Source organism: Olavius algarvensis spirochete endosymbiont (genome assembly GCA_900608495.1).
GTDB lineage: Bacteria > Spirochaetota > Spirochaetia > DSM-2461 > DSM-2461 > UBA2779.
This window is the reverse complement of sequence record UWYT01000239.1, coordinates 1-13012: the sequence shown is the minus strand read 5'-3', so window position 1 is coordinate 13012 and position 13012 is coordinate 1. Positions and strand designations below refer to the sequence as shown.

10 protein-coding genes are annotated in these 13012 nt (G+C 46.5%); all 10 read left to right on the top strand.

Annotation, left to right across the window (positions count from 1 at the left end):
- Positions 1 to 11 precede the first annotated feature (11 nt).
- The 10 genes from S1OALGB6SA_RS06880 (at position 12) to S1OALGB6SA_RS06835 (ending at position 12852) form a co-directional block, all read left to right on the top strand.
- On the top strand, positions 12 to 1745 hold the full coding sequence (locus S1OALGB6SA_RS06880) for an ankyrin repeat domain-containing protein (RefSeq protein ID WP_124032968.1): 1734 nt from the start codon (positions 12 to 14) through the stop codon (positions 1743 to 1745).
- A gap of 151 nt (positions 1746 to 1896) precedes the next feature.
- Positions 1897 to 3852 carry a BRCT domain-containing protein gene (locus S1OALGB6SA_RS06875; protein ID WP_037564092.1) on the top strand — a complete coding sequence of 652 codons (1956 nt, stop codon included), beginning with the start codon at positions 1897 to 1899 and terminating at the stop codon, positions 3850 to 3852.
- A 225-nt stretch (positions 3853 to 4077) separates the two neighbouring features.
- Positions 4078 to 4380 carry a hypothetical protein gene (locus S1OALGB6SA_RS06870; RefSeq protein ID WP_037564093.1) on the top strand — a complete coding sequence of 101 codons (303 nt, stop codon included), beginning with the start codon at positions 4078 to 4080 and terminating at the stop codon, positions 4378 to 4380.
- A gap of 103 nt (positions 4381 to 4483) precedes the next feature.
- Positions 4484 to 5008 carry a DinB family protein gene (locus S1OALGB6SA_RS06865; protein ID WP_037564094.1) on the top strand — a complete coding sequence of 175 codons (525 nt, stop codon included), beginning with the start codon at positions 4484 to 4486 and terminating at the stop codon, positions 5006 to 5008.
- 208 nt (positions 5009 to 5216) lie between these two features.
- Positions 5217 to 6389, top strand: a complete 1173-nt coding sequence (locus S1OALGB6SA_RS06860; protein WP_052080268.1) for a pyridoxal phosphate-dependent aminotransferase — start codon at positions 5217 to 5219, stop codon at positions 6387 to 6389.
- Between the two features lie 23 nt (positions 6390 to 6412).
- The gene (locus S1OALGB6SA_RS06855; RefSeq protein WP_037564096.1) at positions 6413 to 8218 is read left to right on the top strand and encodes a thiamine pyrophosphate-binding protein; all 1806 of its coding nucleotides are present in this window, start codon (positions 6413 to 6415) and stop codon (positions 8216 to 8218) included.
- 2 nt (positions 8219 to 8220) lie between these two features.
- Entirely contained in the window at positions 8221 to 9165 is a 945-nt protein-coding gene (locus S1OALGB6SA_RS06850; protein ID WP_124032967.1) for an NAD-dependent epimerase/dehydratase family protein, read from the top strand.
- A 72-nt stretch (positions 9166 to 9237) separates the two neighbouring features.
- Positions 9238 to 10608 carry a [FeFe] hydrogenase H-cluster radical SAM maturase HydG gene (hydG, locus tag S1OALGB6SA_RS06845; RefSeq protein ID WP_037564098.1) on the top strand — a complete coding sequence of 457 codons (1371 nt, stop codon included), beginning with the start codon at positions 9238 to 9240 and terminating at the stop codon, positions 10606 to 10608.
- A gap of 16 nt (positions 10609 to 10624) precedes the next feature.
- Positions 10625 to 11620: a [FeFe] hydrogenase H-cluster radical SAM maturase HydE gene (gene hydE / locus S1OALGB6SA_RS06840; RefSeq protein WP_230204484.1), complete on the top strand. Its 996-nt coding sequence runs from the start codon at positions 10625 to 10627 to the stop codon at positions 11618 to 11620.
- A complete protein-coding gene (locus S1OALGB6SA_RS06835; protein WP_124032965.1) occupies positions 11590 to 12852 on the top strand; it encodes a GTPase in 1263 nt (420 codons plus the stop codon). Before hydE ends, S1OALGB6SA_RS06835 begins: the two co-directional genes overlap by 31 nt.
- Positions 12853 to 13012 lie beyond the last annotated feature (160 nt).

Below are 13012 nucleotides of genomic sequence, written 5' to 3'. Positions count from 1 at the left end.
GGACGGAAACGGTGCCCAAAGTGGCTTTAATGAGATTCCAAACCGATAACTATGATATGAAGCTTCTCTTACGTTCGGGGCTGTCAATTCTGATTCTGGTCCTTAGCCTGCGAAAAGGCTTTGCTGTCGCTTTGGAATCGGGGATGCTGGCCGAGGCGGCCTCAAGAGGAGATGTGAGTGAGGTGAAGGCCCTGCTTGGCATGGGTGTTCATCCTGATGAGCCGGATGGTGAGGGGCAGACGGCTTTGGGTTTTGCGACTCTTTTGGGACATATTGAACTGATTGATATCCTATGTGAAGCAGGAGCGGATCCGAATCTTGTCGGCCCGAAGGGTTTGAATCCATTGATGACCGCTGTGCAGGCTTCCAACTATGGCTTGGTGGTAGTCTTGCTCAATTACGGCGCGAATGCGAATTTTGTCAGTGATTTGGCCGGGACTGAGAGAACTCCCATCTCAGTTCTTTCGCTTGCCATTAACCGCCGCGACTATGAGGTGGTTCGCCTGTTGATTTCAGAGGGTGCAAAAGCCTCGCGCTTAACTGATTTTGAGACGTCAAATCCACTGAACCTGCCCGGTGTGGAGATTCCACTTGATTACCGTATTTGGCGCTATCTATTTGCCTTAAGAGATTTTGCGAATTCTCCGGATTGGGACGCCGCGGCAGATGTTGGAAATGATGAATGGATTCTTCATCGCGCTGTCCGCGATCATGATTTTGAGCTCTTGGAGAGGAGTATCAGGGAAGGCAAGTCGCCGAATAGACTTAACGCGAAGAAAGTTAGCCCCCTTATGGTTGCCGCCTGGCATGGCAATCAAGGCGCGGTGACTCTGTTACTTGACAGGGGAGCGAATCTCGCTGATAGAGATGTTATGGGCAGGGATGCCCTTTGCTACGCGGTGGCCGGGGGTGATATTGCCATCGTTCGACGCTTGCTAGTTGGATTAGGCAGGGATGCCGCCGATATCGCGAGTGAGTTCGATGCCCCGGCCGATCTACCTGCAGAGGAGGATTTTGCGGCCGAATTGGAACTCCTTCTGGAGCGGGATGGGATGCCTCTGAAAAACGCGCCTTTATCCGACACAGCTTTGATGTCCGAACCGGAGGCTGCCGGGGAAAGCCGCGAAATCGAAGAAACAACTCCCGCGGAGCCTGGTTCCAGGGAAAACGATTCGCAGAATACAGAGGATATTCACGGGCTCGGCTCCTTTGAAGCTTCCCCTCTTTACTATGCCCTGGCTACCGGAAATCGCCTGGTGCTGGACATGTTGCTAAGCGCCGATTTCGCAACTCCGATTGAAGATGAGGAGGGCGTGGACCCACTGATGATGGCCGCCTGGCTTGCGGATTTATATTCCGTAAAAAAACTAGTGTCGTATTACTCATCCAGGCGGAATGATCTAGCCGGCAGAACCGCTCTCGCATGGAGCACCGCCGCCTTTGCCCGCGATCGCACACTCGCCCGTGACTCCGGGTATTCCAATCTGCCCAGCAGAAACTACCCAGTCGCCCGTTTTCTCTGCGCACGCCAGCGCAGCCCACAGATGTACAACCCCGAGCCAAGTACAGAAATACCTTCTTCGGTAATCGAGGCTTGGAATCCTGGAGGCAGCTTCGATGATGTTGATTATTGGCGTCAACTCGAACCCTCACCTGTTCCACCCATTCCCGGGGATGGCGATCGCACTCTCTATCAGATTCTCCGCGACGAGGAACACGATATCGACGAAAACGTGACTCCCTGAAATGTGAGCCATAACTTGGATGGTGGTGGCGGCTGGAACTCTTTTTGAAGCTGCTGTTGAAGCCGCTAAGCTAGCCTCTCGCGATTTTGTCGGCTGGTGGCGCCGATAGAATTAGCTATGAATCAAGGGTAAGATATCCCATAATAGAGCGATGTCATTGGATGAGGACATTCTGGCGGCTCGGCTTGAGGAAGCCAGTGAGGCTTATTACAACAGCGATTCTCCATTGATGAGCGATGATGAATTTGATGCGCTGGAGGAGGAGCTGAGAAAACTCGCTCCGGAGCATGCGTATTTTTCAACGGTGGGTTTCTCTGTCGGAGAATCTGATAAAATCGAACATAGCATCCCAATGCTCTCTATGGGGAAAGTTAAGAGCCTGGAAGGGGTTAAGAAATGGCTGGTGCGACTCAAACTGGACTCCAGAACATCCATCGTGGTGCAACCGAAGGTAGATGGTTTATCTGCGAGTCTTTGCTACGAATCTGGCGTGCTCCGATATGTAAGCAGCAGAGGGGACGGCGTGAAAGGCCAGAATATCTCCCATATCGCAAGGTTCATTGAAGATATTCCGGACACAGTTTCCTTCACCAGGGAAACTGTTGAAATCAGAGGCGAACTCCATCTTCCCAAAGATACGGATTTCGACGCTGGGGGAAAACCGCTTCGAAACAATTGCTGGGGCCTGATAAATCGCAAGGATGGGCATGAAGATCTGCACTTTGTACGATTTCTTGCATACCAGGTTCTGTGGCACCGGAACGCGGCCTATGAAGAAGCTGGGAGGTGCGATGAGCGCTGGTGGTCTGAATCAGGGAAGATTGACATCCTGGCAGAGAACGAATTCTATACCTTCGACAAATGGTTGCTGCAACTTGATAATTCTGACGCATCCACGGGTGAGGAAATGAATCAGTTAATCAGTCAAATCGGGGGAATTTACAAGACTTACATAGAGAAACTGCGCGATGAATGGAATTTCGAAACCGATGGACTCATCATCGCCGTGGATGACAACCATCTCCATGATGAGATTGACCAACACTGGGTGGTGAATGCCCATCATCATTATGTCATCGCACTCAAACCGCCTTCAAAGATGCTGAGAACGGTACTGAGGGATGTATTGTGGCAGGTGAGTCGTCAGGGTAATCTGACACCGGTTGCGGTTTTTGATTCTGTTGAAATTGGCGGGGCCACGGTGGAGCGGGCCAGCCTTCATAATGCGCAGAATGTGCACAGGCTTAGGCTCGCTCTGGACGACATGATAATTGTCGAACGGGCGAACGATGTTATTCCCTATGTCCGTGATAACCTGGAAGCTGCAAATAGAGGCGATGATTTTCGAGATGAGAGAATCTGGCCGCAAAACTGCCATTCCTGCGGTTCCATTCCAGTTGAGCGCGGCGTCAATATTGCTTGTTTGAATATCGATTGCAAGGAGCGAGTATTGCAATCAATTCTGTATTGGGTTCGCCAAAATGGCATCGAAGGAATTGCGCTAAAAACACTTGAGACGCTCTACGATTCGGGAAAACTAAGAAAAATTTGCGATCTTTACACCCTCAAGTATATTGATTTCGAGGATTTGGAGGGTTTTGCTGAGAAGAAAACTGAGAGCTTCCTCGGACAGGTGGCATCGTCAAGAAGCTTGAGTTCAATCAAGCTGATCGCCTGCCTTGGCATCCCTTTGATACAGAAGAAGACGCTCAGGCAGCTGGGTATATCAACCCTGGATGACTTTTTTGGTTTTACTGATTCTTCCCGTGCTGCGGGTAGGAAGATTATCGAGTGGAAACACACCCCGGGCAATCTCGAGTTTTTGCAGGAGCTTTCGGGAGTTCTGGAGATTCAGGAGGAAGATACGGTTGGTGAACGCCTGGGAACAATCTGCCTAACCGGTAAGGCGCCAATGCCGAGGCAAAAACTGACAGCGGTTCTTGAAGAACTTGGGTGGTTAGTGGCAGTCATAGTAACAGGAAATACGACTAAGGTTGTCTCTGACAATATCAATGGCAAAACCACTAAACTGAAGAAGGCCCGTGAACTCGGTATTGAAATTGTAAGTTACGATGATTTTCTGGCAACTCAAGGAATTGTCAGATAGCTGATGCGGTATGGTTGGGGGAGTAACTTATGAAATCTATGATTGTCACTATTCTTGTGGTTGTGATAGTGGCAGCCATTGTTTTATCTGCAAACAGGTGTGGCCCCGTTCTCTGGTGAATCGGAGTAAGCTTTTTGCGACAGCGAATGTACTCCAGAATGGGCTTCGAGAGCTTACAACACAGTCTCATTTAGAATAAAATGAGGAATTATAAGGAGATTTAAATTGAGAAAGATATTTGTAATTCTGTTGGTCCTCGCCGTTTTGGTGCTGAGTGCCTGTGCTCCGGGAAGCGGCAAGTTCACAGATGCCGAGCCCGCAAATTTTTTACATGGCATTTGGCATGGTTGGATAGCGCCATTCACGCTCATCGTGAGTTTGTTCAAAAGGGTAATACGGATTTATGAAACTGTGAATACCGGCTGGTGGTATGATTTTGGCTACTACATTGCCGTGATTGCCGGTTTCGGAAGCCTCTCTCTACTTCGGGGGCGCAAGAGGAGAAGTTCGGATAGAGATAATCATTGAAGCAACAGGCAAAAATCGTGGAGTTAAAGGATTAATCGCGGGCGAATCAAGGTTTGGTTGGATTTTTGTTGTTTAGCGGGAACTGTAGCGCTAGTATCAGGTTATGAAAGAACTGCTGAAGCTGATGGCTCTATACAACCAGGTTACAAATCGTGCGCTCTATAAATTATTGCAAGGCCGGAATTCCACTCTTGTCACACAAGATGCCGGATCATATTTTGACAACATACTGGGAGTGCTGAATCACGTCCTGGTGTCAGATCTAAGCTGGCTGACTGCTTATCGAGATGGAAATCTGGAACTTCCGGTTCTAAACTCGCCGGTTCTTCAATTTGAGCATCCGGGGTGGGGGAAGATTTTGCACGATAATCTTCCCGAACTGTGGGAACATCGTCAGGGCACTGACAGCCTGATTATTCATTTAGTGGAAACTGCTCCATCGGAACTGTTTGAAGGTGATATCGATCTCAAGAACCCGAAAGGAGAAGTTTATACGTTCACGTTCGGAAAAATACTAATGCATCTGTTCAATCATCAAACCCACCATCGCGGTGCGATAGCGCAGATTCTGGATGCAAGTGATGTGGAGAACGACTACTCGAATCTGATGGGACTCTTATTGAAATAGAGCTCTCATAGCTTCCATGTTCCTGCTTTCTTCTCCCCACGCCTCAATGTGAAGGAACGCCGATGTACTGTCGATAACCAGATTTGACACCTGGCGCCGAACACCCGCTGCAGCCAGAACACAGCCTGTGTATCGTAAAATTCTTCCCATTAACTCTGTTATACGGTAAAATGTGTGTAAGCCTAGGCGATGAGTGGAGGTGCTTGCTATGGAATACCGGTTATCAGATGCGGCGCATAACCTGCATGGGCAGCCCATGTTCAAAATGCTGGGGCGCATCCAGGAGCTTGAGCGAGAAGGGAAAGAGATTATACAATTCGAGATTGGCGATCCGGATTTTTCCACTCCTGAAAATATCACTAACGTTGCAATAGAGTCATTGGTTAATGGAGAAGTACACTACACAAGTTCTTATGGAATGTATGAGTTTCGTGAAGTTGTGGCTAGTGTTACCCAGAATAGTCGAGGATTCACCCCTGCTATAGAGCAGATTGTGATAACTCCAGGAGCTAACATCATTGTTTACTATGCAATTCGATGTCTTGTGAATCCAGGAGATGAGGTGGTTGTTCCGGATCCTGGGTTTCCAACCTACTACTCAGTGATAGATTTTTGTGGTGTTAAGCCGGTTCGCGTACCTCTTAGAGAAGAAAATGGTTTTCGGATGAACCCGCAAGACCTTCGAGATGTAATAACTAAGCGTACCCGCCTTATCATACTCAATTCTCCTCAAAACCCGACAGGAGCAGTGATTACCCCGGAGGAGATTCTCGAAATATATCAGATTGCAGAAGAGCACGACGTATACATCTACAGCGATGAGGTTTACTCGCGCATGCTATTTGCGAATGCGCTCTTTTGCAGCTCATCGGTGTATGATTCATGTAAACGCAGAACCATACTGGCAAATGGTTTCAGTAAGGCGTTTGCTATGACTGGCTGGCGCTTAGGCGCAGTTATTGCGCCGACGGATGTTGCCGAGAAGATGGCACTTTTACTTGAGACGACATCCTCTTGCGTTTCTCCTTTTGTTCAACGTGCGGGGATAGAGGCGGCGATCGGCGATCAAGAGGGTACACGGGCTATGATGCGGGAATACCGGAAACGGCGGGATATCATTGTCGAGGAACTGAACAATATTCCTGGTGTAACATGCTTAATGCCAGGAGGGGCGTTTTATGTGTTCCCCAGTGTCGTAGGCACTGGTTTGAGCAGCAAGGAATTTGCTGATTTTGCCCTTGAGGAGGCAGGAGTGGCGTTGTTGCCCGGAACGAATTTTGGGCAGTATGGGGAAGGATTTGTTCGATTATGCTATGCAAATTCACAGAGTAACATTCGCAGAGGAATGGCGCGACTGAAAACTGCTGTGCAAAGTCTATAAATTATTGTATTAGGGAGAATTAGTTGAGAGTAGCCGATTATATTTCAGAGTATATATATAGCTTGGGCGTGAGCCATGTTTTCATGGTAACAGGAGGGGGGGCGATGTTCCTTAACGATGGAGTCGCTAAGCATCCTGAGCTTAAGGCGCTGTGTAACCATCACGAATTGGCATGCGCTGTTGGGGCAGTGGGATACGCGAAGTACCGGAACAGTTTTGGGGTAGCCATGGTTTCTACTGGGTGTGGAGGAACCAACGCCCTTACCGGGTTACTTGACGCATGGCAAGACAGTGTTAGCTGCATATTCGTTTCAGGGCAAGTAAAAAGAAAGGAGACTTCAGCAAATAGCGCGGCGAAACTGCGACAATTCGGTGTGCAGGAGGCAGATATTGTATCTATAGTAAAGCCTATAACGAAGTATGCTGCAATGGTGAACAATCCCGACGAAATTCGTTATCATTTTGAAAAGGCAAGCTGGATGGCTCAGTCGGGGAGGCCGGGGCCGGTTTGGTTGGATATTCCACTGGATGTCCAGGGGGCTGAAGTTGAAATAGCTAACCTGAAAGGATACACCCCTCCGGGAAACAGCTTATCGTACAAGCTGGAAGCCTGCGAAGATGGGATTAAGCGTTTTGCGAACTGTATTGAAAGTGCGAAGCGGCCGGTTATTATAGCTGGAAATGGAATAAAACTATCCAAATCGAACAGTTTATTTCGGAAATTCGCGGAGACATGGAATATTCCTGTGGTGTGCACTTTTCTAACCATTGATATTCTTCCCAGCGATCATCATCTTGCTATCGGGCGAATTGGTATCAAGGGCGATCGTGCTGGAAATTTCGCATTGCAGAATGCAGATCTTGTCATTTCTCTGGGAAGCAGGCTGAGTGTACCCTCTACCGGATTTGAATATAACCAATTCGCCCGTGAAGCACATGTATTTGTTGTTGATATCGATCCGCAGGAGCATAAAAAAGACACTGTTGCGATAGATGACTTCATAAATGCGGATGTGAAGGATTTTATGCAGAAATGCCTTTCGACTCTATCAATGCAGGAAGGTTCTTTTGAACCATGGGCAGAAAAATGTAGAACCTGGCGGAGCAAATGGCCGGTTTGTCTCCCTGAATACTGCAAGGAGACTGAGGGAGTCAACATCTATCACTTTCTTGACGTGCTCTCAAAAAAGATTAAACCGGAAGCAGTGGTAGTTTCTGATGCCGGATCGGCATATTATGCTACAGCCCAGGGACTTAAAATATATGGCGATCAAAAACATATTACCTCGGGTGCTCAGGCAGATATGGGATTCACGTTGCCTGCTTGCTTGGGGGTAAGTATCGCAAAAGGAAACGGTGAAGTGATAGGAATCACTGGAGATGGATCACTTCAACTGAATCTTCAGGAGTTTCAAACACTTGTTCATAACAGACTCCCGGTTAAACTCTTTGTTATCAATAACAATGGTTACTTATCTATCAGGGCAACACAGGGCAAATTCTTTGACGGAAGAACCATAGGGACAGATAATCGAAACGAGGTTTCCTTCCCTTCAACAGAAAAGATTGCCGCAGCCTATGGGATTAAGTTTGTGAGGATACACGATGTCTCAGATTTGGAAGAAGGTTTAGATATTACACTTGGATACGATGGCCCAGTTATTTGCGAATTTCTCTCTCCTGAAAATCAGGCAATAATTCCAACGGTAAGCTCCCTCAAGCTGGATGATGGGCGCATGGTGTCAAAGCCAATGGAGGATATGTTTCCTTTTCTCGAGCGAGAGGAGTTTATGCAGGAAATGCTTGTATCGCCACTGCAAAAAGACTGACAATGCGAATTGCCTTACTCGGAGCGACAAGCCATATCGCGAAGGGGCTGGTATATACGTTTCTGCACAGGGGTTTAACAGGCAGATGTCATCTGTTCGCAAGAAATACTGATGGCGTGAGGAAGTTCCTGGAATCGCTGGCTGTGTCCAGGGGCTCTGTCACTTTCGTGGTTCGCGATTTAGATTCATTTGAAGACTCAGAATCAAGTTATGATGTGATTATAAACTGCGTAGGTATTGGAGATCCTGCAAAACTTCGTCACGCCGGATCGGAGATATTCTTTTTGACAGAAGAGTATGATCGGAGGGTGATTCACTACCTGAAACGCCATCCCGGGACGCGGTATACAAACTTCTCAAGCGGAGCGGTTTATGGCAGAGACTTTCCTTCTCCTGTGGATGAAGCCACAGTTTCGCATGTACCTATTAACAACTTATCTGTAGAGCACTCTTATATGATAGCAAAAATCAATTCGGAGGCAAAGCATCGTGCATTGCACGAATATCATATTGTCGATATCAGAGTGTTCTCTTATTTCAGTAGATTCATTGATCTGGGAAGTGGATTTTTTTTGTCTGATGTCGTTCGGGCACTGCGAGCAGACTCTGTGTTCCAGACAAACCCGGCTGATATGCTTAGGGATTACGTTACTCCATATGATTTGTTCTCCTTGGTTATGCTATGTGTGGAACGCACCCCACTCAATGATTCCTTTAATCTCTACAGTCGAGGTGAGGTGTCTAAATTTGATGTGCTGAATTATATGAAGAAGAACTTCGGCCTCCGTTATCGCGTTGAGGACGATTTTGACTATGCTGCTGTTACGGGAAGGAAATCGAATTATTACAGTACTGACAACAAGGCTCGAGAACTCGGATATCAACCTAAATTCAGTTCTCTGGAGGGAATTGATATCGAGATGCGTGCTTTGTTGGCGAATAATTGATGGATGAACAGGGAATGATAAACTCAAGGGCCATGCTGCCCCAGTGAAACAATAGAATAAGAGCAGGTTCTTATGATGAGATTTATTGATGAGAGCAAGCTGGTAGGGGTGTTGAAAAAAACTGAAGGCGCATCCAGCAAAGAAGCAGAGGATATCCTGGGGAAGGCTTTGTTGCTCGATGGACTTGGCTTGGAAGAAGCAGCGGTTCTATTGCAAATGGAGGATATGGAACTGCTGGAAGGGTTGTTTACAACTGCAAAGAAGATAAAAAACGAGATATATGGGAAGAGGCTTGTTTTCTTCGCTCCATTGTACATCTCAAATTATTGTTCCAATAACTGTCTTTATTGCGGATTTAGAAAAGACAATAAGGAGATAGTCAGGAGAGAACTCTCTATAGAGGAAATTAAAACTGAAACCCGGCTTATCCTGGAACAAGGCCACAAAAGGATATTGCTGCTCTCCGGAGAGGATGAGAATAACTTTGAACTGATTATCCAAGCCATAGAGGCCATATATTCTGTGAAGGACTCCAAAGGTAGTGGCATACGCAGGGTGAACTTGGAGATAGCTCCCTTGGAAAAGGAGCAGTTCGGAGAAATAAACAAGGCGAAGATAGGCACCTACACCGTATTTCAGGAAACCTATCATAGAGAAACCTATAGGAAGATGCATCCGGAGGGAATGAAGGCTGATTATGAACGTAGATTGAACACCATGGATATGGCGTTGGAGAGTGGTCTTAATGATGTTGGCATAGGGGCGCTCTTTGGGTTGTACGATTATAAATTCGAAGTATTGGCCCTGTTGCAACATGCGAAGCACCTTGATACCGCCTATGGCATAGGGCCTCATACGATTTCTGTCCCAAGAGTAAAACCAGCGAACAATGCTTTTGCCTCCATGAACATACCGAAACCAGTTTCAGATATCGACTTCAGGAAGCTGGTTGCTGTATTGAGATTGGCGGTTCCCTATACAGGGATAATACTTTCCACTAGGGAACCAATGGAATTAAGAACAGAGCTTTTTAATCTCGGGGTTTCACAGATAAGCGCCGGGTCAAAGACAAGTCCGGGGGGTTATTCCAGGGAAGAGTGGGGGCAGTTTTCCCTAAACGATACAAGAAGTACCGGGGAAGTTATCAAGGATGTGATAAATAGAGGGTTTGTCCCTTCTTTCTGTACAGGATGCTACAGGCTTGGAAGAGTAGGGAAGGATTTCATGGATCTTGCGAAACCTGGTTTAATCAAAGTCCATTGTCTGCCTAATTCTCTTACGACACTGCAGGAATATCTTGAGGATTATGCCGATGCGGAAACTAAAGAAAAGGGCGAGGAGCTCATAGAGAAGATGATGCGATACGTTCCCAGGGAAAGGAAAAAAAAGACAGAGGAATATCTCCATAAGATAAGAAATGGAGTGAGAGATCTTTATTTTTGAAATGGATACACTGAGTTTGCTGAGAACGGATATTGAGAAGCTGAGGAAGAAATCATATGCCGTAATGAAAAAGGCTGTGGGAGAAAAAGTATATTACAGAGGACTATTGGAATTCTCGAACATTTGCAGGAGAGACTGCAATTATTGCGGAATAAGGAAGAGTAACTCAAATGTAAAAAGATTTGAACTTAGCAAAGAAGAAATTGTGAATATTGCCTCCTGGTGCGCCGGGGAAGGCTATGGTTCCCTGATGCTGCAATCGGGAGAAAGAGAGAGTAGGGACTTTGTAAGTTTTGTCGAGGATATCGTCAGAACGACAAAGGAGAAAACTGTTTCCGAAAAATTGCCCAGGGGATTGGGGATATCCCTAAGTTGCGGAGAACAGAGCAAGGAAACATATCGAACCTGGTTCAATGCTGGGGCGCATAGATATCTGCTGAGAATTGAAACCACGAATCCAGAACTCTTCAACAAGATACATCCATCTTCAGTTTCTCTGCAGAAGAGAAAGGCCTGCTTGGTGGACTTGAAGGAAGTGGGATATCAAGTGGGGACTGGAGTTATGATAGGACTGCCCGGGCAAAGCGAGGAAGATCTTGCAGAAGATATAGAATTTTTCAAAGAGTATGACATAGACATGATAGGGATGGGGCCTTACATACCGCATAAGGATACGCCTATGAGAGACAACAGAAGTGGCAGTATAGAGCTAAGTCTGAAAATGGTGGCCGCTGTAAGAATAGCAATGAAGAATATAAATATCGCAGCTGCAACTGCCTTGCAGGCCATAGACCCCATAGGCAGAGAGAAGGCGCTTGCATTTGGAGCCAATATCATAATGCCATTAGTGACTCCCGCCGAAGTAAGGAAGCATTATCAACTTTATGATGGAAGGCCGTGCATAAATGAGCAGACTGCCGACTCCAAACTCTCTCTGTCAGAGAGGATAAGAAGCATGGGAAGGGAGATTGGGTTTAATGAATGGGGGGATTCAAGACATTGGCGATGTTAGTTGAGAGAGATTATATAGGGATATTTGGAGAGATGAATGTGGGTAAGAGTTCTGTGATGAACTTGCTTACTCAGCAGAACACATCGCTTGTAGATGCTACTCCTGGAACCACTGCGGATACGAAAATATCCCTGCTGGAGATTCATGGGATAGGCCCCGTAAAGCTTTTTGACACTGCTGGACTGGACGAAAAAGGAGAACTGGGGAACAAGAAGAGGAAGAAGGTGTATTCCGATTTGAAAGAATGCGATCTTGCCCTCGTTGTTATAGATCCTTCCAGTTACAGCTTTGAGGTTGAGGAAGAGTTGATAGAAAGAGCAAGGGATATGGACAAGCAGATACTCATTATCAAGAACTTATTTTCTGAAGATAAGGAGGTTGGAATTCCCCTGCTCAAATTCTACAAGAAGATAGCCATCAAGGCAAATGATGATTCTTACAGGCAAAGATTGTTGAATTTTGTAATCGATAATTTTGAATCCAGGAACAAGAAGCAGGCACTTCTGCCCTTTGTGGAAAGGGAAGAATACTACGTGTTGAATATACCAATGGATGTTGAGACTCCCCCTGGCAGGTATCTGAGGCCGCAGGCTATGACCGAGGAGTATATAACAAGAAATTGGGCCTATCCCGTATCTTTTAGGATGGATTTAAACAAGGCAAGAAGCGAAAGGAAGAAAGAAGAGAAGCAGAGATTTCTGAGCTTCATAGACAATTTCAAGAAAGGGCCGGAAGCAATAATCACCGATTCCCAGGCGATGGATATAATGGCAGAGTGGGTTCCTGCTGATATCAAGCTAACCACATTTTCGATAGCGATGATTAATTATTTCAGCAGAGGAAAGCTAAGGCTTTTTGTGCAGGGATTGAAGGTTTTAAAAGAACTTGAAGAGGAAGAGAGAGTTCTGATTGTGGAGGCATGCAATCACTCAAGAGTAGGGGAGGATATAGGTACGGTACAGATTCCTAATTATTTCAGAGAGAAGTTTCCAGGGGTTGTCCTGGAGCATAATTTCGGAAGGGAGTTTCAGGAGAATGAGCAGCTTAGTGAGTATAAACTGATTATTCACTGCGGGGGCTGCATGATAAGCTCTCAGGAATTAAATGCGAGAATAAGAGATGTTGAGAACTTGCAGATACCGTTTACAAACTATGGTTTGTTACTGTCTTATATCCAGGGAGATAAGGCGCTTAGAAAAGTTTTGGAGCCCTGGGGCCTGGCAAGTGCTTGAAGACAATGGATAACCACCTGCCTGCCGAAATTATCACGAGTACTCACACTCGCTCGGACAGGCAACTTGCAGGCTATCGCTGGACGTTTCAGTAATAACCGCGGGACTAGAGCATCGAACTAACCTTGAACCTACTTGATAACCAGCACTTTGCGAATCT

Excerpts from the sequence above, each read along its gene's own strand:
- S1OALGB6SA_RS06865 (WP_037564094.1), top strand. The coding sequence starts at position 4,484 with ATGAAAGAACTGCTGAAGCTGATGGCTCTATACAACCAGGTTACAAAT.
- S1OALGB6SA_RS06860 (WP_052080268.1), top strand. The coding sequence starts at position 5,217 with ATGGAATACCGGTTATCAGATGCGGCGCATAACCTGCATGGGCAGCCC.
- S1OALGB6SA_RS06850 (WP_124032967.1), top strand. The coding sequence starts at position 8,221 with ATGCGAATTGCCTTACTCGGAGCGACAAGCCATATCGCGAAGGGGCTG.
- hydG (WP_037564098.1), top strand. The coding sequence starts at position 9,238 with ATGATGAGATTTATTGATGAGAGCAAGCTGGTAGGGGTGTTGAAAAAA.
- S1OALGB6SA_RS06835 (WP_124032965.1), top strand. The coding sequence starts at position 11,590 with ATGGGGGGATTCAAGACATTGGCGATGTTAGTTGAGAGAGATTATATA.
- S1OALGB6SA_RS06875 (WP_037564092.1), top strand. The coding sequence starts at position 1,897 with ATGTCATTGGATGAGGACATTCTGGCGGCTCGGCTTGAGGAAGCCAGT.